A 23,976-nucleotide genomic window follows, 5' to 3' on the forward strand; every position below is an offset into this window, starting at 1 on the left:
GACTATCGCCCCTCGAACCAGAACGTGTCGGGCATATAGCGGCCGAAGAAGGCGCCCGGCTCGAAACTGTAGAGACCATGTTCCGGCAGGTTGCGCAGCGCCTTGGCGACCACGATCGGCTGCAGCGTGGCATTGACCACGCCGATCGTGAACAGTTGCTCGGCATTGACCCTCAGCATGGTCTGCCAGATCTCCCGACGCTCCTGATGGGTCGTCGAATGCCGCCAGGCCTTGTAGAGCGCCACGAGCTCCTTCGCCTCGGGCAGGTCAGGCGCCTCGCCCTCGCGGCCACCGCTCTCGAAATACTGGCCCCAGCGCGGCCAGTTGAACTGGGCCGGCGAGGTCGGGGCGAGCGAATCGGGCTCCATTTCGGCCGCGACCAGTGCGTTGTCCATGCCGGTCCAGCCGGACATGATCGTCTGGCCGGCGAGGATGCGGCGGCGGAAGACGTCGAGCTGGCTCGAGCGCGGGTGGATCTTGATGCCGATCGCGACGAAGTCCTGCTTGATCAGGTCGAGGATGTCGGTCTCCTCGGTCGAGGCGCCGGCGGTCTCGACGGTGAATTCCAGGCGCCGTCCGTCCGGGAACAAGCGGATGCCTTCGCCATCGCGCTTGGACAAGCCGATCCCATCGAGCAGGCGATTGGCCTCGGCGAGGTCCGGCGTCATGTACATCTGCGCCAGCGTCTCGTCATAGAGCGGGCTTTCAGGCAGAGCGGTGTTGCCGCTCTCCTTGGCGAGGCCGAAGAAGATGACGCGGTTGATGTCGCGGCGGTTGATCGCAAGCGAGAGTGCGCGCCGATAGCGCACATCGCGGTTGAGATCGCGCCAGATCGGGTCGATCGCATTGAGGTTGGGCATCAACGCGAACCAGGCCCCCTCTGCCCGCTTCCACAGCCTGACCTCGAAGTTCATCCGCTTCGCGGCGTCCTTGAGGAAGGTGTAGTTGTCGAACCGCAGATAGCGGGCCTGCAGGTCGGCGTCGCCGGCGGCCGTCTTGGCCGGGATCAGAGCCGAGCTGCCGATAGTCAGCGTGACCTCATCGACGTAGGGCAGTTGCCGACCATTCTCGTCGATCCGGTGAAAATAGGGATTGCGGACGAAGGTGAACCGTTCGGCCGGGATCGGTGTGGTGTTGCGCCAGGGATCGAGCGTCGGCAGGTCGGGGTTCTCAGGCCGGTACTGGCGCGAGAAGCGCTCGTGCAGCGAGCCCCAATCCTTGACGCGGGTGCTCTTGACCTTCTGCTCCAGCTCCTCCTTGCCGGCATAGCGCTGGTGGAACTGCTTCAGGTAATGCGCCGGCATGGTGAGATAGAGCGGCTGGGCACTGGCGAGGGCGGGCAGGAAGACCGGGTTCGGCTCCGCCCAGCTGTAGCGCAGCGTCAGCTCGTCGAGGACTTCGAACCGGCAGGGCTGGCCGGAGATCAGCATCGCCTGCGGCGGGCCGCCCGGCGAAAGCCGCTTGTTGTTGGCGACGTCCTCCCACCAGTAGCGGAAGTCCTCGGCGGTGAAGGGATGCCCGTCGGACCAGCGATGGCCTGCCCGCAGCCGCAGCGTGAAGATGCGGCCGCGTTCGACCTCGTAGCTCTCCAGCAGGTCGGGCGCGAGCTCGAGCTTCTCATCATAGACGACGAGGCGCGTGTAGCCGTAGATCGTCATCATGCGGATGTCGCGCTGGTCGCCCATCAGCATCCGCATGGTGCCGCCATGCCGACCGGGGGCGCGGCCCATCGCCGCCACATGGATCAAGCGCGGCGATTTCGGCAGGCGCTCGGCGAGAACAGGCAATTTGCCGGCAGCGACCTTGTCGGCCAGCGCCGGGCTGTCGATCAGGGGCTCGACGCCGGCAAGCCCCAGCCGCGGCGCGGCAAGGGTGGCGCCCGCTCCAATGAGGAAGCTCCTGCGCGCGATCCGCATCAGGCGAGCTCCCTGACATCGGCGCCGGGCTTGGCCAGGACGAGATGGCCGGCACCGAGATCAAGATGGGCGAGCGGCTCGCCTTCGGCGTCAGGCTTGAAGGAAGCCGGCCAGTGGCGCGTGTCGGAGGCGCCACCGGGAGCTGCCAGCTTGAAGTCGAGCTTGCGGTCGAGATCGGCGAAGGGCACCGATTTCAGCAGCGCCTTGGTGTAGGGATGGACCGGTGCGGTGAAGAGGGTGTGGCGCGGCGCGAGCTCGACGATGCGGCCATTCGCCATCACCGCGATGCGGTCGGCCATGTAGTTCACCACTGCCAGATTGTGCGAGATGAACAGGAAGGTCAGGCCGCGCTCGGCCTGCAGGTCCTTGAGCAGATTGAGGATCTGCGCCTGGACGGAGACGTCGAGCGCCGAGACCGGTTCGTCGCAGATGATCAGTTCCGGATCGAGCGCGAGCGCCCGGGCGATGCCGATGCGCTGGCGCTGGCCGCCGGAGAAGGAATGCGGATAGCGCGAGAGGAAGCGCTGATCGAGCCCGACATCGTCCATCAGCGCCTTGACCCGCGCCTTCTGCTCGCCACCGTCGCCACGCTCATGGACGACGAGCGGCTCGCGCAGGATGTTCATCACCGTCATGCGCGGCGATAGCGACGAGACCGGGTCCTGAAAGATCATCTGCAGCTTCGGCCGGAAGCGGCGCAGATCCTCGCCCTGCAGCGACAGCAGGTCGACGCAGTCCTTGCCGTCGTCGAAGCGGATCTCACCGGAGTCGGGCGTCACCGCCCGCATGATCACCTTGCTGAGAGTGGTCTTGCCGCAGCCGCTCTCGCCGACCAACCCGAGGCATTCGCCGCGCTCGATGTCGAAGCTGACATCGTTGACGGCGGTGACGGTCGAGGTCGTGCCCTTGCCGAAGAAGCGGCTCGAATGGGTCGTGTAGGTCTTGTGGACATGCCGGACCGAGAGCAGCGGCGCCCGCTGATCGCGGCTTTGCGGGGCCGGCGCCGGTTTTGGCGCCGCCGGCGCGCGTGGGCGCGCCTCGCGCAGAGCGACCAGCCGCTCGCCCTCCTGCATGTCGAAATGCGGCGAGGCCCTCAGCAGGGCCTTGAGATAGGGGTGCTGCGGGCGGCGGAAGATGTCCTCGACGGGACCGCTCTCCATGATCTCGCCGTGATAGATCACCACGACCTCGTCGGCCATGTTGGCGACGACACCGAGATCATGGGTGATCAACAGGATCGCCATGCCCATCTCGGCCTGGAGATCGCGCATCAGGTCGAGGACCTGGGCCTGGATGGTGACGTCGAGCGCCGTGGTCGGCTCATCGGCGATCAACAGCGCCGGCTGGCAGATCAGCGCCATGGCGAGCATGGCGCGCTGGCGCAGGCCGCCCGAGAGCTCGAAAGCGTAGAAGCCATAGGCGCGGGTCGGGTCCCTGAAACCGACGCGCTTCAGCATCGCCTCGATCAACTCACGTGCCTGCGGCTTCGGCATCGGGCGATGCAACTGCAGCGCTTCCTCGATCTGGTTGCCGATCGTGTGGACCGGCGAGAGCGAGGACATCGGTTCCTGGAAGATCATGCCGATCCGCCCGCCGCGCAGGTCACGGATCTCCTTGCCCTCGGCGGGCAAGGTGGCGATGTCGATGACACTGTCCTTCGCCTGCGGATCGCGGAACAGGATGCTTCCACCGGTGATGGCGCCGGCGCGCGGCAATAGCCCCATGATCGCCTGCGAGATCACCGATTTGCCCGAGCCGGACTCGCCGACGAGCGCCACGGTCTTGCCGGCCGGAATCCGGAAGTCGACGCCCTTCACGACATCGCGAGCGAAGCCGTGAACGGTGAAGCCGATCCGCAGGTCGTTGATCTCGAGAATATTCATCTGCGGCTGACGCCGTCGTCCCCTGGTGTCCATCTTGCCGGATGCATGGCCCGCACCACCTCCGGATTGGTTTGCCGTTGCCGCAGGATCCCTTTCGGCTGCGGCATCGTCTTTCGCCCTTGCCGTCCTTGTCCTGTCTCGATGACGATCCTGCAACGCGGCTGAGCTCCCGACCGCGACCGCCTGTCGCGACCGAACTTGAAATCGCCGGACTTGTCGAGTCCCGCAGCATGTTGCGCCGCGTCGTGAACTGACCACATATGGGGGCAAGCCGGCAGGGTTCCCACTCTTCCGGGCACGGGATGGGAAAGCCCCTTGGAGAGAAGCCTCTTCCGTTACGTCTGGCAGAAGAGCCGCCGGGAGCAGATCATCGTTCTGCTCGTGATCCTCGTCTCGATCCCGTTCAACTGGGCCTCCTTTGAAGTCCCCAAGCGCATCGTCAACGATGCGATCCAGGGCGGCGCCTTCAAGGATGGCAAGACGACGGCGACGGTGTTCGACTGGGCGCTGCACTGGCCGGAGTTCCTCGGCGGCGGCAGCGTCCAGCTCTTCGAGGGCGTCAAGGTCAATCAGCTCGGGCTCCTGCTGACGCTGAGCTTCTATTTCCTTGCGCTCGTGCTGATCAACGGCGCCTTCAAATACGTCGTCAACGTGCAGAAAGGCGTACTTGGCGAGCGCATGCTCAGGCGCATGCGCTACGACCTGTTCAGCCAGCTGATGCGCTTCCGGCCGGAGGAGATCCGCTCGGTCAAGCCGGCTGAGGTCGCGAGCATGATCAAGGACGAGGTCGAGCCGATCGGTGGTTTCGTCGGCGACGCCTTCATCCAGCCGGCCTTCCTGCTCAGCCAGGCGCTGACCGCGCTCGCCTTCATCATGATGCAGAGCGTCTGGCTCGGCTCGATCGCGCTGATCATCGTGCTGATCCAGGCGGTGATCATCCCGATCCTGCGCAAGGAACAGCTCAGGCTCGGCCGCGAGCGCCAGATCGCCTCGCGCCAGCTCGCCGGACGGATCGGCGAGATCGTCGATGCCGGGCCGACCATCCAGGGGCACGGCGCGACATCCTACATCCAGTCCGACATCGCCGGGCGCCTGGGGACGCTGTTCGACATTCGCTATGCGCTCTACAAGCGCAAGTTCGCAGTCAAGTTCCTGAACAATCTGCTGGCGCAGATCACGCCGTTCTTCTTCTACGCGATCGGCGGCTTCTTCGCGCTGCAGGGCCGGCTCGACATCGGCCAGCTGGTGGCCGTGATCGCCGCCTATCGCGACCTGCCGCCACCGATCAAGGAGCTGATCGACTGGGACCAGCAGCGCAACGACGTCACCATCAAATATGAGCAGGTGATCCAGCAGTTCAGCCCGAGCGAGGCGCTTCGGCTGGAGGAAGAGAACGAGATCGCGCCGCTGCCGCAGGCGGGCGAGATCCGGGTCGACAAGGTCGAGATGATCGACAATCGCGGCCAGCCGCTGCTGACGCCACTGACCTTGACCTTGCGGCGGCCAGGCGAAATCGCGCTGATCGGGCCGGCAGGCGGCGGGCGCGACACGCTCGGCCGCATCCTTGGGCGGCAGACGATGAGCTATGCCGGCCGCGTGCTGATCGACGGTGAACCGCTGGACGCGATCAGCGTCGAGCGCGCTAGCTACCTCATCGGCTATGCCGGCCCGGAGATCGAGATCATCAACGGCAGCCTGCGCGACAACATCCTGCTCCCGTTGAAGCGCAAGCGCCCGGTGATCAAGCCGGACGAGGTCGTCGATCAGGAGGAGCATCGCCGCTTCATCGAGGCATTGCGGGCGGGCAATACGCCACTGCCCTTCACGGCGGACTGGCACGACTACAAGGGCGCGGGCCTCGAGGACGAGGAGGCGCTCGAGCAGCGGGTGCTGACGGTGCTCGAGACACTCGGCTGCGCCGACGAGGTCTATGAGCTCGGCCTCGACGCCAAGGTGATCGCGCCTCTGCCGGAAGGTGCGGCGGGACGCATCATCGAGGCGCGCGAGGTGGTCGCCGCCGAGCTCGCCAAGAGCAAGCTCGGCGGGCTGATCGAGGTCTTCGATCTCGATCGCTACAACGCCAATGCGACGATCGCGGAGAACCTCGTCTTCGGCGCGATGCGCAATGGTCGCCAGCCCGCCGACTTCCTGCTCGAGGATCCTTATGCCCGCTCGGTGTTGCAGGCGGAGGCGCTGGAGGAGCCGCTGGCCGAGATCGGCGGACGCATCGCGGCGACACTGGTCGAGATCTTCGCCGGCCTGCCGCAGGGCCATACGCTGTTCGAGCGCTATGCTTTCGGCGGCGAGGTCGATCTGGAGAAGCTCGGGGAACTCGCCGAGGCGCTGCGGCGGCACGACCGGCGCAGCCCGCTCGATCCGACCGTGCAGCGCGAGCTGATCGTGCTTGCGCTCGGCTATATCGAGCCCAAGCACCGGCTCAACCTGCTCGACATCGCCTTGCGGCGGCGCGTGCTCCGCGCACGCCACAGCTTCAAGACCTATCTGCCGGGCGAGAAGGCCGACGAGATCGAATTCTACGATCCGGCCGACGTCATCCACGGCGCGAGCGTGCGCGATAATCTGCTGTTCGGACGCATCGGTTTCGGCATTCCGGACGCCGGACGCAAGGTGGCGGAAATCGCCCGGGCGGCGCTGTCCCGCGCTGGACTCGACTCGGCCGCCTATCGTCTCGGGCTGAATACCGATGTCGGATTGCGTGGCCGGCTTCTGCCGCTGCGGCTGCGCCTGATGGTGCCGCTGGCGCAGACCCTGATCAAGCGGCCCGACATTCTGGTGCTCGATCTCGACGCTTTCGTCGTCACCTGCCCCGATCCCGGCGGCTTGATCCGCCGTATCGGCAACTATTGTCGGGACCGGACGTTGTTCCTGCTCTTGACCGATCAGGGGCTGGCTGCCGATATCCCACAGAAGATCGTTTTCAATGGAGCCGTGGCCAGGATGAACGGCGCGGGTGGCGCGATCGACGAGGCGGATGAGGAGCAGGACGAGGCGCCGCCTTTCACTGGCGCGATGCCGATCGAGGCAAGGACATGACGCTCGAGAACGATATCAGCTGCCTGAAGTCGGTCCCTCTGTTCCGCGGATTGCCGGGGCCGCGGCTGAAGCTGCTCGCCCTGATGGGCGAACGGCTCTATTTCCCGGCCGGGACGATCATCACCGAAGAGGGGGACAAGCCGGAAGAGGTCTATTGCGTGCTGGAAGGCGAGGTCGAGCTTTCGCATGAGTTCTCCGACGGCAGGCAGAAAACCTTCCGGCTCGCGACCGGCAGCCTGATCGGCGACGTGCCACTGCTCTGCAACCAGACCTATGCTGCCCGCTCCAGTGCCAAGACCGATGTCGTGGCGCTCAGATTGCCGCGGGCGCTGTTCTTCGAGCTGCTCGACAATATCCCGGAATTCTCCGTCGCGCTGTCGCGGGATCTGGCCGGGCGGCTTTACCGGCTGGCCGACTCCGTCCTGCATGGCGAGAAGACACATTGAAGCGCCGGATGCGCCGATGACAGCAGTTCCGAGCACGCCAGCCGGGGGCAGACCCGTCGCTTCCGGCTTCGACCAGATGTCGTCCTGGAGCCGCGATGTCCGTTTCGCGTCCGGCTGCATCCTGATGATCTTCGCGACCACGCATTTCCTCAATCATGCGCTCGGCATTTTCGGCGTGGCGGCGATGGAGGCGGTGCAAGACTGGCGCTACTGGTTCTGGCACAGCTGGATCGGCACGGTCGCGCTCTACGGGTCGTTGATCGTGCACCCTGTCTTTGCCTTGCTGCGCGTGGCGCAGCGGCGCACCTTCCGCATGCCCGGCCGTGAGGTGATCCAGATCATCCTCGGGGTCGCGATTCCGCTCCTGCTGATCGACCATATCGTCAGCACCCGGGTGCAGGGCGTGCTGTTCGGCCAGGACGAGAGCTATCACGCCGTACTGCGCCGGCTCTGGCCCAATCTTGCCCTGTCGCAGAGCCTGCTGCTGCTGCTGGTCTGGACGCATGGCGTGATCGGCCTGCATTTCACCTTCCGGGCGCGCGATGCCTATGCGCGCTGGCGCGACCCGTTCCTGCTGGCCGCGATCCTGATCCCGCTGCTCGCGCTGATCGGCTTCTCGGTGGCGGGGCGCGAGGCGCAGATGATGGCGCTGCCGCCCGAGCTCTATACGGCGCTGCAGATCGACACCTTCAATCACTACGTGACCTGGGCCAAGCGCGCCTTTTTCGGCCTGATCGGCGGCTTCGCCGGCTTCGTGGTTCTGCGCGAGCTCAGGGCGCGGGCGCTCGGCGCGATCGCCGTGCGCTTCGTCGGCCACGGCGTGCGTCGCGTCATCCCCGGTCCGACCCTGCTCGAGATCTTCCGCCGCTTCGGCATCCCCCATGCCGCGCTCTGCGGCGGACGGGCGCGCTGTGCCACCTGCCGGGTGCTGGTCCTCGACGGTGCCGACGACCTGCCGCCGCCCGGCCCGAACGAGGCGCGGCTGCTGCGCCGGATCTCGGCTGGCGACCATGTCCGGCTGGCTTGCCAGATCCGGCCGAAGCGCGACCTCCAGGTCCAGATCCTGCTCGCCGCCAAGCAGCGGGGAGCTGGTCCGAGCGGGGCCCTCGATCCCGATGACCGGATCGGCAAGAAGGGGCTGACGGTGATGGTCGCTGACCTCAGAGCCTTCACCGCGCTTTCCGAGCGGCAATTGCCGCACGAGCTGATGAACCTGCTCAACCGCTTCTACGACGAGATGTCCCAGGCGATCGCGGCGCATGGCGGGCGGATCGAGGCAATCTATGGCGATGGGCTGATGGCGGTGTTCGGGCTGGAGACGACGCCGGCACGGGCAGGCGTGGCGGCGATCGCGGCGGCTGGCGACATGGTGCGGGCGGTCGAAGCCCTCAACCGGGAGTACTCGAATTCATTGCCACTGCCGCTGCGCATCGGCATCGGCATCCATGGCGGCCAGGCGATCGTCGGCGCGGTGGAGAACGAGAGCATGGGGCGGCGCGAGATCACCGTCGGCGAGACGGTGATGATCGCGAGCCAGCTCGAAGCGGCGACGCGGCGCCTTTTGTCCGACATCGTCGTCTCCGCCGAGACGGTGAGCGCGACGGGCCGAAGCTATCGCGACACGGTCCCGCACAAGATTGCGGTCAAGGGCCGCGACAAGCCGATGCAGGTCTACGGCTTCGGCAGCACGCCGGCCGGCGATCCGCGGGCTGACGAGTTGCGTGACGATAGTCGCGGTGCGCCGACGGTCGCAGTCGATGAAAAACCGGTCTGAGCGTCAGAACGCACCGAAGGCGAGGAAGCGCCGGCGCTCATAGCCAGCCTGCACCAGCGCAGCATCGTTGATGGTCAGGTCAAGGTCGATCGCCGGCTTATCCCGGCGCGCCGCAAGCAGTGCCGGCACCTGGCCGCGCACCCGCTCGAGGCTGTGGGCATGTTCCAGGATCAGGACGTCTGCGGCCTGCACGAGCGCCAGCAGCCTTGCGTCGATCGCCTCGTCATTGCCGAACGGCTTGAGTGACAGGCCGAGCAGCACCAGGCCGAACGGCGATTGCGGTGCTTCGAGGTTGAGCTGTTGCAGCTTGGCCTGGAGATGGCGCACCTGGCATGGCGCGCCGTTCAAGCTCTCGCCGACGAAGGGGGCAATCTTTGGATCCACGACGGTGACGGAGACAGGCCGATGCGTGATGTAACCGGTGATCGGTAGCCCGGCACCGCCGATCTCGATGATGTGATTGCAGCGCAGCAGGAGATGAGCGGCCAAGACCTGGCGCAGCGCCGCAGCCGGGGAGGCCAGATGCGGCAGCGGAACGTTGGGTTCGGCTGCACTGGCCTTTGCCGATGACAGTGCATATGGTCCGCCGCGTTCCGCCTGATCCTGGGTTTTCATCTTTCAGCCTTCGTCCGCATGTCCAGCGCGCTGCCCGCCGACGCTCTCTACGATATCCTGCGCGGGGTCGCAGCCCTGACCGGGAACGCGATCGTCACCGATCTCGCCCGGCTCGTCGGCAAGGGTGCGCCGGCCGATCTGTCGATTTCCTTCAATCCCAAGCAGATCGCCTCCAAGCGCTGGCTGGTCGAGACTCTCGCCGAGGTATTGCCGAAGCCGGACGGACCGGTCTGGGTGCTCGGCGCCTGGCACGGCGTGCTCGGTGCGATGCTGCTCGCTGACGAGCGTCTCACGATCCCGGGCGTGGTGAGCCTCGACATCGATCCGGACTGCGCGCCCGTCGCCGAGATCCTCAATCACCGCCATGTCGCGTCCGGGCGCTTCCGGGCGGTGACGGCCGACATGATGGGGCTCGATTTCGAGCGGACCGAAGGCGGGCGGCCGGGGCTGGTGATCAACACCAGCTGCGAGCATCTCGACGACGTGCCGGGCTGGATCGCTGGGCTGCCTGCAGGGCTGCCGCTGCTGCTGCAGTCGAACGACTATTTCCGCGAGCCGGATCATCGCAGCTGCGTGCCTTCGCTCGACGCCTTCAAGGCCCAGGTCGGGCTGTCGGAATTGTGGTTTGCCGGCGCGCTGCCGACCAGGAATTACACCCGCTTCATGCTGATCGGCCGCAGATGAGCACGGGTGAGCCCGCCAGGCCGGCGGTCGCGATCGCGATGAAGGGCTATCCGCGCCTGTCGGAGACCTTCATCGCCCAGGAACTGCTCGGCCTGCAGAAACTCGGCCTGTCCTTCGCGATCTGGTCGCTGCGCCATCCGACCGACGGCGCGCGGCATCTGATGCATCGCGAGATCACGGCGCCGCTGCACTATCTGCCGGAATATCTGCACGATGACTGGCCGCGTGTGCTGCGCGGCATTGCCCTGGCCTTGGCGCGGCTGAGCATCCTGCGTCTGCTCGCCCTCTTCCTGCGCGATCTTTCCCGCGACCGCACGCGCAACCGCCTGCGCCGCTTCGGCCAGGCCTGCGTGATGGCGCGTGAACTGCCGGCCGGGACCCGCCATCTTCATGTCCACTACCTGCACACGCCGGCCTCGGTGATCCGCTATGCGGCGCTAAGCAGGGGCCTCTCCTGGTCGTTCTCGGCCCATGCCAAGGACATCTGGACGACGCCGGACTGGGAGAAGCGCGAGAAGATAGCCGAGGCGCGCTGGGGCGTGACCTGTACCCGCGACGGCCATGCCGAGCTTATGCGTCTCGCCGACCGGCCGGACAAGGTTGCGCTGCTCTATCACGGGCTCGATCTGGCGCGCTTTCCGGCACCGCCCGAGGCACGCATGCCGCGCGACGGCTCCGATCCGGCCGAGCCGGTGTGCTTCATCACCATCGGACGGGCGGTGGCGAAGAAGGGTTTCGACGATCTGCTCGCCGCACTGGCGATCCTGCCGGCGGAGCTGAACTGGCGGCTCATCCATATCGGCGGTGGCGAGCTGCTCCCCATATTGAAGGTGCAGGCTGAAAAGCTCGGGCTCGCAGCCCGGATCGACTGGCGCGGCGCGCAGGCGCAGGACATGGTGATCGCGGCGCTGCGCGAGGCCGATCTCTTCGTCCTGCCCTCAAAGCAGGCCGAGAATGGCGATCGCGACGGCCTGCCCAACGTGGTGATGGAGGCGGCGAGCCAGGCCCTGCCGATCGTCGCGACCGATTTTGCCGGCATCCCGGAATTCGTGCAGCACGGTCAAGAGGGGCTGTTGCTGCGGCCGGGGGACGTCACGGCGCTGGCCAAGGCGCTGGATGGGCTCACTCGCGATCCACAGTTGCGCGCAAAGCTGGGCGCAGCCGCCTTTGACAGGTTGAGGACCGAATTCTCGGCGCAGGCCGGGCTGGAGCGGGTTCACCGGGCGCTGCTGGCGGCGGTCGCCGGCGAGGATAGCGGCGCGCCATGAGTGCGCGCATCCTGATCGCGGTCACGCATCTGCTGGGGATTGGCCATCTGGTGCGGGCGCGGCAACTGGCGCGGGCGCTGGCCGCAGCGGGGCACCAGGTCACGCTCGCCAGCGGTGGCATGCCGGACGGCAAGGCGGCGGATTATCGCTTCGTGCAGTTGCCGCCGGTGCGCACCGAAGGAACCGATTTCCGCAATCTGCTCGACGAACACGGAAAGGCCGCGACGCCGGAGCGACTGGCCGCGCGCCGCGAGCAACTGGTGGCGCTCGCATGCGAGCTTTCGCCCGATATCGTCATCACCGAGCATTTCCCGTTCGGCCGGCGCCAGCTCGCTGGGGAGTTCCTGGCGCTGATCGCAGCTGCGAAAGCGGCCAAGCCTGACGCACTCGTACTCGCCTCGATCCGCGACGTACTGGTCGCGCCGCAGCGGCCGGAGCGGCTCGCCGAGACTGCCGAGCGGGTCATGACGCTGTTCGATGCAGTACTGGTGCATGGCGACCCCGGCGTCCTGCCGCTCGCAGCCTCCTGGCCAGTGACGGCGCAGATCGCGCGGAAGCTGATCTATACGGGCTATCTGGCGGAGCCGCCCGCTTTGCCGGGGTCCCCGGCAGGCTTGCAGGACATGATCCTCGTCTCTGGTGGCGGCTCGGCTGCAGCATTGCCGCTGTTCGAGACCGCGCTCGCCGCGGCACAGCTGCTACCCCGGCGGTCCTTTCATCTCCTGATCGGCCGTGGGGTGGCCGAGGCCGATTTCGACAGGCTGCGACAATCGGCTCCGACCAATGCCAGGGTGGAGCGGGCGCGGCCGGATTTTCCGGCACTGCTCGCCGGCTGCGCGCTGTCGATCAGCCAGGCCGGCTACAACACCGTGCTCGACCTGTTGCAGGCCGGGCGGCCGACGCTGCTTGCTCCCTTCGACGCCGGCAACGAGACCGAGCAGGCCTTGCGCGCCGCGGCGCTGGAACGGGCCGGGCTGGCGCGCGTTGTCCAACTTTCCGTAGGGCCGCAGGCTCTGGCGGCTGCGATCGAAGCGGCGTTGATGCAAGGCGCTCCGCCGGCTGCAAAGGTCGACCTCGGCGGTGCGGCCGGAGCTGCTGCAGCGGTTGCAAGGCTGCTCGCGAACCGCGCCTAAGCCGTGCGCGAATGCATGCCGGCGAAGGGTCGGCATGCCTCTTGCGAATTGCCGCTCCGCCGCTTTCGATCTAAGGAAGTTCCACACGCCTCCCTTTCGGTCGGCTCCAGGACACCGGATCTTCTGCCGGCCCCTGTCCTGCGCCCGGAGAAGAACGATGACAACGACGACTGCCTCCGCCCCCGGAATGCCGGACATGAAGTTGTCCGTGCGTCAGGTCTTCGGCATCGAGTCCGACATGGAGGTGCCGGCCTATTCCAAGCCCGAGGCGCATGTTCCCGACTTCGACGCCGACTACCGTTTCGACCGCGACACCACGATCGCGATCCTCGCCGGCTTTGCCCATAACCGCCGCGTGATGATCTCGGGCTATCACGGCACCGGCAAGTCGACCCATATCGAGCAGGTCGCAGCCCGGCTGAACTGGCCCTGCGTCCGCGTCAACCTCGACAGCCACGTCTCGCGCCTCGACCTCGTCGGCAAGGACGCGATCGTGCTGAAGGAAGGCAAGCAGATCACCGAGTTCCAGGACGGCATCCTGCCCTGGGCGCTGCAGAACAACATCGCGCTGGTCTTCGACGAGTACGATGCCGGCCGCCCGGACGTGATGTTCGTGATCCAGCGCATTCTCGAGCAGTCGGGCAAGCTGACGCTGCTCGACCAGAAGCGCGTTATCCGCCCGCACGGTGCGTTCCGGCTGTTCGCGACCGCCAACACGGTCGGCCTCGGCGACACCTCGGGCCTCTATCACGGCACGCAGCAGATCAACCAGGGCCAGATGGACCGCTGGTCGATCGTCACCACGCTGAACTACCTGCCGCATGACAACGAGGTCGCGATCGTGCTCGCCAAGTCGAAGCACTATCAGGCCTCGGCCGAGGGCAAGGACATCGTCAACAAGATGGTCCGCGTCGCCGATCTCACCCGCAACGCCTTCATGAACGGCGATCTCTCGACCGTGATGAGCCCGCGTACCGTCATCACCTGGGCCGAGAATGCCGCGATCTTCGGCGGCGATATCGGCTTCGCCTTCCGCGTCACCTTCCTCAACAAGTGCGACGAGATGGAGCGTACGCTGGTGGCGGAGTTCTTCCAGCGCTCCTTCGGCAAGGAGTTGCCGGAGAGCGCGGTCAACGTCGTTCTGAGCTGAAGCATGGTCCGCAGAGGCGGGCCCCGCTTTTGCGATCGGAGCGTGCTCAACTAGCAGGAGGCCGGCCATGGCCCGGTACGAAGGTTCCTGTCACTGCGGGCGGGTCGCCTACGAGGTCGAGGCCGACCTCTCGCGGACGATCACCTGCAACTGCTCCTACTGCCAGCGCCGCGGCTCGGTGCTGGCCTTCAGCCCGGCGACCAGCTTCACCCTGACCAGGGGCGAGGACGCGCTGACCGAGTACCGCTTCAATTCACAGAAGATCCAGCATCTCTTCTGCGAGACCTGCGGCATGGAATCCTTCGCCCGCGCCAATGCCCCGGACGGCACGCCGACCGTCGCGATCAACGTCCGCTGTCTCGCTGGCGTCGAGCCGACCGAGCTGAGCCCGACGATGTATGACGGGCGGGCGCGCTGAGGAGCACGCCGTGAGCGCCGCCGACAGCAAGCAGGCCACGATCCAGCGCGAGGCGGATTTCTCCGCGACGCGCGAGGCCGTGCTGCGCGGGCTCGCCGCGCATAACGAGGCCAGGGTCGGGCCGCGCAATGCCGAGCCGCTGGCGCTCAGCTTGCGCGACGAGAGCGGCGCCATGGTCGGCGGCCTCGTCGGCGAGCTGAAATGGGAATGGCTCTATGTCGACCTGTTCTGGATCGACGAGGCCCATCGCGGTGCCGGCCATGGCGAGGCGCTGCTGGCGATGGCCGAGCAGGCGGCGCGCGATTATGGCGCACGCGGCGTCTATCTCGGCACGATGAGCATCCAGGCGCCAGGCTTCTATCCGCGCATGGGCTATCGCGAATGCGGCCGTATGGAGGACTATCCGGTCGCCGGGCAGACCTTCCACCACTTCATGAAGGCGCTATGAGCATCTCCAACCGCAAGCCCGGAACCCCGAAGGAAGCGCCGGCCGAGCCGCTGAAGCGGGCGGTCTCGGGCGCGATGAAGGCGATCGCGCGCAAGCCGGAGATGGAGATCGTCTTCGCCGCCGACAAACCTTCGCTGGTCGGCGAGCGTGCCCGCCTGCCGGAGCCGCCGCGCAAGCTCACCGCCAACGATGTCGCAATCCTGCGCGGCCATGCCGATTCGATGGCGCTGCGCCTCGCCTGCCACGATGCCGCGGTCCATCGCCGCGCCGCGCCCGAGGGCGATGCGGCGCGAGCGGTCTTCGACGCTGTCGAGCAGTCGCGGGTCGAATGCGTCGGATCGCGCCGGATGAGCGGCGTTTCCGGCAATATCTCGGCGATGCTGGAGGACCGCTATCATCGCGGCGGTCGCTATGAGGAGATCACCGACCGGGCCGATGCGCCGCTGGAGGATGCGCTCGCTCTGATGGTGCGCGAGCGCCTGACCGGCCTGAAGCCGCCCAAGGCGGCCGAGAAGCTGGTCGATCTCTGGCGCGAACAGATCGAGGCCAAGGCCGGCGACGATCTCGACCGGCTGGCGAAGTCGATCGAGGATCAGCGTGCCTTCGCCCGCACCGTGCGCGATCTCCTCGTCTCGCTCGACATGGCCGAGCAGTCGAGCCAGGGCGACGATGCCGAGGAGGACGAGGACGATCAGGACCAGTCCTCCGACGAGCAGCAGCAGGAAGAGGGCGAGGCCGAGCAGCAGAGCCAGGGCGAGCGCTCGGAGACCGAGACCAGCGAGGACGCCGCCGAGGAATTGCAGGAGGGCGCCTCCGAGGCAGCCGACGCGCCGGCCGGCGACTGGGACGAGGAGGACGAGAACTCCGAAGCCGAGGAGGCGGGCGAGGCGCCGCGTCCGCGCGACAGCCGCGCCAATGATCGGCCGCAGACCGACTACAAGGCCTATACCCAGAAGTTCGACGAGATCGTCACCGCCGAGGAACTTTGCGACGCCGAGGAGCTGACCCGCCTGCGCGCCTATCTCGACAAGCAATTGGCGCATCTGCAGGGCGTCGTCGCGCGTCTGGCGAACCGCCTGCAGCGGCGCCTGATGGCGCAGCAGAACCGCTCCTGGCAGTTCGACCTGGAGGAGGGCGCGCTCGACCCCTCGCGCCTGCCGCGCATCATCATCGACCCGTTCCAGCCGCTCTCCTTCCGGCAGGAATCGGACACGAATTTCCGCGACACGGTGGTGACGCTGCTGATCGACAATTCCGGCTCGATGCGCGGCCGGCCGATCACGGTCGCGGCGACCTGTGCCGACATTCTGGCGCGCACGCTGGAGCGCTGCGGCGTCAAGGTCGAATTGCTCGGCTTCACCACCCGGGCCTGGAAGGGCGGGCTGTCGCGCGAGGCCTGGCTACAATCGGGCAAGCCGGCCAATCCCGGCCGCCTCAACGACCTGCGCCATATCATTTACAAGTCCGCCGACGCACCCTGGCGGCGGGCGCGTAAGAATCTCGGGCTGATGATGCGCGAGGGCCTGCTCAAGGAGAACATCGACGGCGAGGCGCTCGACTGGGCCCATAAGCGCCTGCTCGGCCGGCCGGAGCAGCGCAAGATCCTGATGGTGATCTCGGACGGCGCGCCGGTCGACGACTCCACGCTCTCGGTCAATGCCGGTAGCTATCTCGAACGGCATCTGCGCCACGTCATCGCCGAGATCGAGACGCGCTCGCCGGTCGAGCTGATCGCGATCGGCATCGGCCACGACGTCACCCGTTATTACCGCAGGGCCGTCACCATCGTCGACGCCGAGGAGCTCGGTGGCGTGATGACCGAGAAGCTGGCGGAGCTGTTCGAGGAGGACGCCGGCGGGACAAGCTCTCGGGGCTCGCGCCGCCTGCAATGAGCCCAAGCCGCCGCAGCGTCCTCGCCGGCCTCGGCGCGGCGGCTCTCAGCCTGCCTGCCCGCGCGCAGAGCCTCGAGCCCGGCCGAATTCCCGTCAGTATCTCGGCCCGGCCGATCGCGAGCTTCGAGCCCGGCAATCCGACGAAGACCCGCTTCGGCCAATTGATCTTCCGCGGCGGGCTGCAGCTCACCGGTAGCCACCCCCGCTTCGGCGGTTTTTCGGGGCTGTGGCGCTCGCCCGACCGCGCGCGGATCGTGGCGATCACCGACAACGGCTTCTGGCTGACAGGCAAGCTCACGCGCAGCAATCAGGGCAAGCTCGCCGGGCTGGAGGAGGCCGAGCTTGCGCCGATCCTCGGGGCCTCCGGCAAGCCGCTGCACCGCTCGCGTTACTACGACACCGAATCGCTCGCCATGCAGGGCGGCACCGCCTTCATCGGCGTCGAGCGCACCCATGACATCCTGCGCTTCGACTGGGCGCGCCATGGCGTCGAGGCACGGGCGCAGCTCGTGCCGGTGCCCCCGGCCGCCAAGCGCCTGCCGAGCAATCGCGGCTTCGAGGCGCTTGGCGTGCTGCCGGCCGGCCATGCACTCGCCGGGGCGCTGATCGCGATTTCAGAGCGCTCCGGCCGCGAGGAAGAGCCGACAACCGGCTTCATCGTCGGCGGGCGCCAGCCGGGCACGCTGCAGGTGGTCCGCCGCGACGGCTACGACATCACCGACCTCGCCTTCCTGCCGGGCGGCGACATGCTGCTGCTGGAGCGCTGGTACAAGCCGCTGCGCGGTGTCGGTATGCGTATCCGTCGCATCGCTGGGGGCACGATTCGTCCCGGGGCGAAGCTGGACGGGCCGATCCAGATCGAAGCTGATCTCGGCCAGGAGATCGATAACATGGAGGGGATGGCGGTCCACCTGGAAGGCGGGCGAACCATCATCTCCCTGATCTCGGACGATAATTTCTCGACCTTCCTGCAGCGCACGGTGCTGCTGGAGTTCGAGCTGGCGCAGTAGGCTCGTCATGCTCGCCCTTGTGGCGAGCATCCACGTCTTGAACACCGCATGCGATCAGTGACGGAAAGGCATGGATGGTCGGGACGAGCCCGACCATGGCGGATGCACAAACGAAAAAAGCGGCCTTGCGGCCGCTTCATTCAGTCCCGAGAACAACCCGCGCTCAGTTGGCGGCGAGCTTCTTCTCGATGTCGCGCTTCAGCGTCAGCGCGCCGGTCGACAGGTCGCCCGCCGGAGCCTTGATCAGGAAGGCGTCAAGGCCGCCGCGGTGGTCGACGGTGCGCAGCGCATTCGCCGAGACGCGCAGGCGGACCGAACGGCCGAGCGCATCCGACTGAAGCGTGACGTTGACGAGGTTCGGCCGGAAGACCGTCTTGGTCTTGCGGTTCGAGTGGCTGACGAGGTGGCCGGTCTGGGTGGCTTTCCCGGTCAGTTCGCAACGGCGGGCCATGATCGTGTTCCCAAAATCTCCGAGTACTCAACGCAAAATGCCGACACGCGACGTGCCGGCAGGCGAGCACCGGAAGTCAAATTGAAGTGGGCGGTCTATAACGGTCCGGTGACAGCCCGTCAAGGCAGGTCCCGCGCAAACAGCCCGGAAACATCTCGGTAACCATTATCCCGCCAAGCTGAGGATAACCAGTCACGATTCGGACCGAATCTCAGTGCATGCGACGATGTGAGGTCGCGCCCCGGAGCCTTCCGCAATGAAGCTCGCTTTGTCGTCTGCCAGCAGCGCCTGCCTCGCAGCGCTGATGCTCGCTTTGTCGGCGCCGGGCGCGCAGGCGGCCTCGCTCGACGCGACCTATGACGTCTCGCTGCTCGGCCTCTCGCTCGGCAAGGCCAATCTCGCCGGCGGCATCGACGGCGGCAGCTACAAGCTCGACGCCAACGCCAAGCTGACCGGGCTCGTCGGCAGCTTCACCGGTGGGCGCGGTTCGGGCACCGCCACCGGCAACCTCAACGGCGCGAGGCTTTCGCCGGCGACCTTCGCTGTGTCCTCGGCCAATTCCAGCGAAAGCCGCACGGTGCGCATGGCGCTCGGCGGCAATGCCGTGCAGGCGCTGGCGATCGAGCCGCCGATCGACCCCAAGCCCGATCGCGTGCCGCTCAAGGACGAGCACCAGCGCAACATCATGGACCCGCTCAGCGCTTTCCTGATGCCGGTCGAGGCCTCCGGCCGCAATGCGGGCGCGGCTGCCTGCAACCGCACGCTGGCGATCTTCGACGGTGCGGCGCGCTACGACATCAAGCTGAGCTATTCCGGCACGCGCGAGATCAAGATCGACGGCTATAGCGGCCCGGTCTCGGTTTGCCAGGCGCGCTATGTGCCGATCGCCGGCCACCGGAGCTTGCGGCCATCGACCAAGTTCATGGCCGAGAACAAGGAAATCTCGACCTGGCTCGCCCCCGTCGCCGGCACCAACATGATGCTGCCGGTGCGCATCTCGGTGAAGACGATGATCGGCACCGCAGTGATCGAGGCCTCGAGCTTCAAGGTCGATCCCGGCGTGACGGCGACCGCGACGCGGAACTGAGCTCAGGCGCTGGCCACGAGTTCGAGCGGGAAGGGCGTGGGTTCGTAGATCGCTTCCAGGCCGAAGCGGTGGACGCGATCCTCTTCCCAGCGATGAAGAAGATGGATGACACCCTCGCGGTCATCCGCCCGCATCAACGGCACGAGCTCGTCGGCAACATGCTCGAATTCGGGCCGCCGCCAGGACATGCGGGACCGATCCCAGTGTTTGATGCGCTCGAAACGGCGCAGCGCACGGTCGAAGCGGCCGTAGGCCGCGGCGAAGTGGATTCTGTTGATGACCCATTCCATGGCCGCATTGAACTCGGTCGAACCTTGACTGAAGCGAAGCATTTCCTCGATCGTGTTGATACTGCGCAGCTTCGGCAGGATTTGCGTCTCGCAGGCCTCGAAAAAGACAGCCGGCATGCCGGGCTCCGACCAGCGATGCGGCGCGCCGTGCGGCAAGAAGATGCGATCGAGAGTGATACCCTGACGATGCGCCGTAGGACTGAAGAAATGACCTATGGAACACAGGAACTGCGGGCTGTCGGCTTCGATGCCGCGGTCGATCGAGATTGACCGCATCACATGGCGGAGCGGCTTGATGATGACGAAGCGTTCGGATTGAGCAAGATTAGGATTGCGATGCACCAACTCGCTTAAGAGTCGATTGATCTGCTTTTTCGTCGTCATTTTCGAGGCCTGATTTCAATCATGATGACGCGATCAACCTTGCTCATACCGAGATAGGCTGCAGTCGCAAGGATATCGGAGCGGCGAACCGAAAGCCCGCGTCGGCCGGTCTTGAGATCGTAGACGCAGAGCGTTCTGTCCTCTGGCTTGTATTCATAGGCATCAACGCGCACAGAGCGCGAGTAACCTGCTGCAGTTTCGTCTTTGCTTGTTGGCTCGGCAGCTTCTTTCAAGAACGATCGTTCAGCCCGGAAATTCTCGTTGTGAAGGTCATTGACGAAATTCTTGAAGCGGACATGCACGTCGGTGCCATAGGTCGCCATGGATGAAAACTGCCGCGAATCCCCTGCTGCTTCTGCAGCTTCGTTCGTCAATTTCTGAACCGTGCCGAGCATGCCGCAAGCATTCTTTGCTTCCTCTGCTGTCAGGTTCCCAACGAACGCCAGATCCATCTGCCCAGGCTTGCCGGGCTGATAGTCGCGCGGCACGAAGCCCATGACGGTTCGCTGACCGTCGGTGTCGTCGCTGGGCGATAGCCAGCCGAACAGGATAGTGCCCGCAGCGCTGACGGCTCTGCGAACTCCTTCCTGAGCAAACGCCTGCTGCACCGTTGCGTCACGCTCCGGCCCGCGTTCGGTCCAGGTCGAGCGCGAGACGACTTCGCCGTCCGGGCCGCCGTCGCGGATCGTCTGGGTGCGGTCGGCGGTCTCGAAGGTGGTCTTGTGGCCCTCGGGCGCGGTGACGGTGTGGCGCTCGTCCCAGTCGCTTCTGCGGTCGGGCTCGGCGAACTCGGAATGGATCGTCGAGCCGTCGCGGTTAACGACGGCGCGCTCGGCCAGCGAGCCGTCTGGGCGCGTCGCCTCCTGATAGAAGGCCCAGCTCTCCTCGCCGCTTGTATCCGGGACGACATCGCCGAAGGTCAGGGCAGCTGAGAAGGCGCTACCGAGATCGCCGATCCAGTCGGTTCCGGTCAGCGCCGGCCCGCCGCCGCCTCCGCCGCTGGTCCATTGCCCGCCATCGGCATTGCCGGCTGGCACGCGCGGCTGGTCGGGATTGTATTTGTGGGCGAGCTCATGCCGGAGCAGGCGTGTCTGCGCCTTCAGCGAGACGAGCCGGCGGCGCAGAAGGATGATCTCGCGCCAGCGCGCGCTGGCATGGGCTGAATGCTGCGGCAGGTCCGGCATGGGGTGCTCCTTGCTGTGGAGCGCGCCATTCTGAGGCCGCCGGAAGCGCCGGGGATAAGATCGCTATCTATCCCCGCCGGCGTCCGATTCTCCCCTCACCCCGCAACGCATGAAGGCTTTGCCATTTGACGAATTGCCGGACTCTGGTGCGAGGCGTTAGCCTCACCGGCGATTCGCTTTCGGAGCTGTCATGTCCAGCGATTTCGCCTTGCCGCCCGGCCTCAGGCATCGCCAGGTCGTCGTACGCGACACCATGCTTCATGTCGCCGAGGTCGGCGACGGGCCGGCGGTCCTGCTGCTGCATGGCTGGCCGGAATTCTGGATGAGCTGGCTGCCGGTGATGAACCGGCTGCACGGCGAGTTCCGATTGATCGCGCCCGATCTGCGCGGCTTCGGCGATAGCGGGAAATCATCGGCGCCACGCAGCGATGTCGGCGCCAACGCCCATGCCGACGACATCGCGGCGCTGCTGGAGGCGCTCGGCCTCGGCCGGGTCGGCGTCGTCGGCCATGATGTCGGCGCCTATGTCGCGCAGGGGCTGGCGCGGCGCCATCCGCAGCGCGTCGAGAAGCTGCTGTTCTTCAACTGCCCGACTCCGAGCGTCGGCTCGGCCTGGGTCCGCGACGGCCATGTCAACGAGATCTGGTACCAGTCTTTCCAGCAATTGCCGCTGGCCGAGCAGTTGATCGGGTCGAGCCGCGAGGCCTGCGCGCTCTATCTCGGGCATTTCCTGACGCATTGGTGTCACCGCAAGGATGCCTTCGCGCCGGTCTTCGACAGTTTCGTCGAGAATTTCATGAAGCCGGGCAATCTGCGCGGCGGCTTCGACTGGTATCGCAGCCAGAACGCGGCGCGGCTTGCCGCCATCGATGGGCACCCGTCGCCCTCCGTGCCGATCCATCAGCGCACGCGGGTGCATTGGGGCCGACACGACCCGATCCTGAAATCGGAATGGTCGACCTTCCTGTCGCATTATTTCGACGACGTCGAAGTGACCTTCTGCGAGGACGCCGGCCACTTCGTCCATGTCGAGGCGCCCGACGAGGCGGCGCAGGTTCTCGCCGACGTCTTCGCGGATTGATCAGAAGGCGGCGGCCGGCTGGACTCGCGCATTCGGCGACGATGCGAGACCGATCTCGATGAGCCAGTTGCGGACCGCATCGCCGATCGCGATCGGATGGTCCTCCTGCAGGTAATGCGCGCCTCCGCCGAGCTCGGCGACGCGGCAGTTCGACAGTCCGGCGGCGAAATCCCGCGCCTGCTGCGGCGAAATCAGCGCGCCGGGATCGCCTGAGAACAGCAGCTTCGGATAGGTCGAGGCACGCAAGGCAGCGTGGTCGGCGGTGCTGATGGCATGGACATCGGCCGGCTCGCCGGCGATCGGCAATTCGCGCGGCAGGCTCAGGATCGGCCGGCGCGAGGCCGGCGTCGGGAAGGGCCGGCGATAGGCCTCCATCTCCTCCGGCGTCATCTGGCGCAGCACAGAGCCCGGCAGGATGCGCTCGATGAAAATGTTGTCGTCGAGGATCAGCTTTTCGCCCTGACCGGGCGTGCGGAAGGCCTTGAACAGCTCGCGCGCCTGCGGGCGTTGGTGGAAGCTGTCCCAGTCGGCGAAGGGCCGGATGAATTCCATGAAGGCGAGGCCGAGCATGCTTTGCGGCCGGCGGGAAGCATGGTGGAAGGCAAGCGCCGTGCCCCAGTCCTGCGCGAGGATGACGAGGCGATCGAGCCCGAGCGCCGCGAGGAAGGCGTCGAGATAGCGGACCTGGTCGGCGAAGCGATAGGCGATCTCGGGCTTGCCGGACTGGCCGTAGCCGATCAGGTCGGGCGCGATGCAGCGCGCGACCGGCGCGATCCGCGGGATGATGTCGCGCCAGATATGGGACGAGGTCGGGTTGCCGTGCAGCAGCAGCACGGTCGGCCCCTGCGTGCCCGCCTCGACATAGGACATGGTCGAGTCGAGGACCGGGATCTTGCGGCGGGTCGCGATGATCGGCGCTTGAGTATCGTTGGTCATCACGAGGCTTTTCCGAACAGGAGGGGGAAGATGATGGTCTTGAAGCGGTCGAGCGGGGCGGGATCGCGCTCGACCTTCATGCGCAGCATTGCGCCCTGCCAGGAGGCGAGCAGGACATCGGCGAGGTCGTCGGCACTGAAGGCGCTTGAGATCTCGCCGCTCGCTTGCCCCTGCGCGATGCAGGCGGCGAAGGGTTGACGCCAGCGCGCGAAGATGTCGGCGAGTTTTTCACGCAGCGGCTCGCTGGTCGGTGCGGTCTCAAGGCTGAAATTGCCGACCATGCAGCCGCGGGCCCAATCGGCCTCCTCGAGCTTGCCGGTGATCAGGTCGAGATAGCCCCGTAGGCGGGCGGTGGATGGCAGGCCGTCATCGGCGAGTGCCTCGTCGACCAGACCGCAGACATAGGCGAAATAGCGCTCCAGCACCTCGCCGGCGAAGTCCTCCTTCGAGGCGAAGTGGTTGGTGAAGGAGCCGGGACTGGCGCCGGCGGCGGCGACGATCTCGCGGACGCCGGTGGCGGCGTAGCCGTTCTGCCAGAACAGGTCATGGCCGGCGGTGATCAGGTTGGGGCGAAGGGATGGCTTGCTCATGGCGATATCAATACGTACGTACGTATTATTGTCAAGTGACCGGAGAGCGGCGCCGTCGAGTCTCTTTCCGTGCGTCGCCCCTCGTTCTGTCGCCATGACGACCTACATGAGCGAAAGCGGCCCTCGCGCGCGCAAGTCGGCGAAGGATGGACAATGAAGGCGATTCAAAATCTTGTGGTTTTTGAATCGCTTGCCGCAATATCTCGCCGTGAACGAAACCTGATTCTGCGGGAGTCAGCGATTCGGCCTCGCTTCGTTCCGGACTCGTTCTGTTCACGGATC

General features: G+C 66.3%; 21 protein-coding genes. 13 read left to right on the top strand and 8 right to left on the bottom strand.

Annotation, left to right across the window (positions count from 1 at the left end; all coding sequences use genetic code 11):
- Positions 1-2: 2 nt before the first annotated feature.
- Both ACWIGM_RS23835 and ACWIGM_RS23840 read right to left on the bottom strand, forming a co-directional pair.
- Positions 3-1,916, bottom strand: a complete 1,914-nt coding sequence (locus tag ACWIGM_RS23835; protein ID WP_454028446.1) for an ABC transporter substrate-binding protein — start codon at positions 1,914-1,916, stop codon at positions 3-5.
- Complete coding sequence (locus ACWIGM_RS23840; RefSeq protein WP_454028447.1) at positions 1,916-3,799, bottom strand: ABC transporter ATP-binding protein; 1,884 nt, start codon at positions 3,797-3,799, stop codon at positions 1,916-1,918. The genes ACWIGM_RS23835 and ACWIGM_RS23840 overlap by 1 nt, the downstream gene beginning before the upstream one ends.
- Positions 3,800-4,114: 315 nt before the next feature.
- On the opposite strand from ACWIGM_RS23840, the gene ACWIGM_RS23845 reads away from it, so the two are divergent.
- From ACWIGM_RS23845 to ACWIGM_RS23855, 3 genes are read left to right on the top strand one after another with little or no spacing between them, the layout of a single operon-like run.
- On the top strand, positions 4,115-6,853 hold the full coding sequence (locus tag ACWIGM_RS23845; RefSeq protein ID WP_454028448.1) for an ABC transporter transmembrane domain-containing protein: 2,739 nt from the start codon (positions 4,115-4,117) through the stop codon (positions 6,851-6,853).
- Positions 6,850-7,299, top strand: a complete 450-nt coding sequence (locus ACWIGM_RS23850; protein ID WP_454028449.1) for a cyclic nucleotide-binding domain-containing protein — start codon at positions 6,850-6,852, stop codon at positions 7,297-7,299. The genes ACWIGM_RS23845 and ACWIGM_RS23850 overlap by 4 nt, the downstream gene beginning before the upstream one ends.
- Before the next feature lie 16 nt (positions 7,300-7,315).
- Positions 7,316-9,073, top strand: coding sequence for an adenylate/guanylate cyclase domain-containing protein (locus ACWIGM_RS23855; protein ID WP_454028450.1), 1,758 nt, complete (start codon positions 7,316-7,318; stop codon positions 9,071-9,073).
- Positions 9,074-9,076: 3 nt separating this feature from the next.
- Here ACWIGM_RS23855 and ACWIGM_RS23860 read toward each other — a convergent pair whose 3' ends face one another.
- Complete coding sequence (locus ACWIGM_RS23860) at positions 9,077-9,688, bottom strand: hypothetical protein (RefSeq protein ID WP_454028451.1); 612 nt, start codon at positions 9,686-9,688, stop codon at positions 9,077-9,079.
- A gap of 18 nt (positions 9,689-9,706) precedes the next feature.
- Between ACWIGM_RS23860 and ACWIGM_RS23865 the strand changes: the two genes are divergently transcribed.
- The 8 genes from ACWIGM_RS23865 to ACWIGM_RS23900 all read left to right on the top strand — a co-directional run bounded on the left by ACWIGM_RS23865 (position 9,707) and on the right by ACWIGM_RS23900 (position 17,691).
- Complete coding sequence (locus ACWIGM_RS23865) at positions 9,707-10,372, top strand: class I SAM-dependent methyltransferase (protein WP_454028452.1); 666 nt, start codon at positions 9,707-9,709, stop codon at positions 10,370-10,372.
- On the top strand, positions 10,369-11,640 hold the full coding sequence (locus tag ACWIGM_RS23870) for a glycosyltransferase (protein ID WP_454028453.1): 1,272 nt from the start codon (positions 10,369-10,371) through the stop codon (positions 11,638-11,640). Before ACWIGM_RS23865 ends, ACWIGM_RS23870 begins: the two co-directional genes overlap by 4 nt.
- Positions 11,637-12,773: a glycosyltransferase family protein gene (locus tag ACWIGM_RS23875; RefSeq protein ID WP_454028454.1), complete on the top strand. Its 1,137-nt coding sequence runs from the start codon at positions 11,637-11,639 to the stop codon at positions 12,771-12,773. The genes ACWIGM_RS23870 and ACWIGM_RS23875 overlap by 4 nt, the downstream gene beginning before the upstream one ends.
- Positions 12,774-12,930: 157 nt before the next feature.
- Positions 12,931-13,923 (top strand): cobaltochelatase subunit CobS, encoded by a 993-nt coding sequence (gene cobS, locus ACWIGM_RS23880; protein WP_454028455.1) that lies wholly within the window; start codon positions 12,931-12,933, stop codon positions 13,921-13,923.
- Positions 13,924-13,990: 67 nt separating this feature from the next.
- Positions 13,991-14,341 (top strand): GFA family protein, encoded by a 351-nt coding sequence (locus ACWIGM_RS23885; RefSeq protein ID WP_326874569.1) that lies wholly within the window; start codon positions 13,991-13,993, stop codon positions 14,339-14,341.
- Between the two features lie 10 nt (positions 14,342-14,351).
- Positions 14,352-14,789 carry a GNAT family N-acetyltransferase gene (locus ACWIGM_RS23890; protein ID WP_454028456.1) on the top strand — a complete coding sequence of 146 codons (438 nt, stop codon included), beginning with the start codon at positions 14,352-14,354 and terminating at the stop codon, positions 14,787-14,789.
- Entirely contained in the window at positions 14,786-16,681 is a 1,896-nt protein-coding gene (cobT, locus tag ACWIGM_RS23895) for a cobaltochelatase subunit CobT (protein ID WP_454028457.1), read from the top strand. Before ACWIGM_RS23890 ends, cobT begins: the two co-directional genes overlap by 4 nt.
- Entirely contained in the window at positions 16,678-17,691 is a 1,014-nt protein-coding gene (locus ACWIGM_RS23900; RefSeq protein ID WP_454028458.1) for an esterase-like activity of phytase family protein, read from the top strand. Before cobT ends, ACWIGM_RS23900 begins: the two co-directional genes overlap by 4 nt.
- A 163-nt stretch (positions 17,692-17,854) precedes the next feature.
- Here ACWIGM_RS23900 and rpmB read toward each other — a convergent pair whose 3' ends face one another.
- Entirely contained in the window at positions 17,855-18,142 is a 288-nt protein-coding gene (gene rpmB, locus ACWIGM_RS23905) for a 50S ribosomal protein L28 (protein ID WP_454028459.1), read from the bottom strand.
- A gap of 256 nt (positions 18,143-18,398) precedes the next feature.
- Between rpmB and ACWIGM_RS23910 the strand changes: the two genes are divergently transcribed.
- Positions 18,399-19,229 (top strand): DUF3108 domain-containing protein, encoded by an 831-nt coding sequence (locus tag ACWIGM_RS23910; protein WP_454028460.1) that lies wholly within the window; start codon positions 18,399-18,401, stop codon positions 19,227-19,229.
- 2 nt (positions 19,230-19,231) lie between these two features.
- On the opposite strand, the gene ACWIGM_RS23915 is transcribed toward ACWIGM_RS23910, so the two are convergent.
- The gene (locus ACWIGM_RS23915) at positions 19,232-19,903 is read right to left on the bottom strand and encodes a hypothetical protein (RefSeq protein WP_454028461.1); all 672 of its coding nucleotides are present in this window, start codon (positions 19,901-19,903) and stop codon (positions 19,232-19,234) included.
- Positions 19,900-21,087, bottom strand: coding sequence for a hypothetical protein (locus ACWIGM_RS23920; RefSeq protein WP_454028462.1), 1,188 nt, complete (start codon positions 21,085-21,087; stop codon positions 19,900-19,902). Before ACWIGM_RS23920 ends, ACWIGM_RS23915 begins: the two co-directional genes overlap by 4 nt.
- A gap of 190 nt (positions 21,088-21,277) precedes the next feature.
- Here ACWIGM_RS23920 and ACWIGM_RS23925 point away from each other — a divergent pair, with 190 nt between their 5' ends.
- Positions 21,278-22,168, top strand: a complete 891-nt coding sequence (locus tag ACWIGM_RS23925; RefSeq protein WP_454028463.1) for an alpha/beta fold hydrolase — start codon at positions 21,278-21,280, stop codon at positions 22,166-22,168.
- Here ACWIGM_RS23925 and ACWIGM_RS23930 read toward each other — a convergent pair whose 3' ends face one another.
- Entirely contained in the window at positions 22,169-23,104 is a 936-nt protein-coding gene (locus ACWIGM_RS23930) for a haloalkane dehalogenase (protein ID WP_454028464.1), read from the bottom strand. It lies immediately after the preceding gene.
- Positions 23,104-23,694 carry a TetR/AcrR family transcriptional regulator gene (locus tag ACWIGM_RS23935; RefSeq protein WP_454028465.1) on the bottom strand — a complete coding sequence of 197 codons (591 nt, stop codon included), beginning with the start codon at positions 23,692-23,694 and terminating at the stop codon, positions 23,104-23,106. Before ACWIGM_RS23935 ends, ACWIGM_RS23930 begins: the two co-directional genes overlap by 1 nt.
- Positions 23,695-23,976: the final 282 nt, after the last annotated feature.

It is taken from the genome of Allobosea sp. NPDC055332, assembly GCF_053645455.1.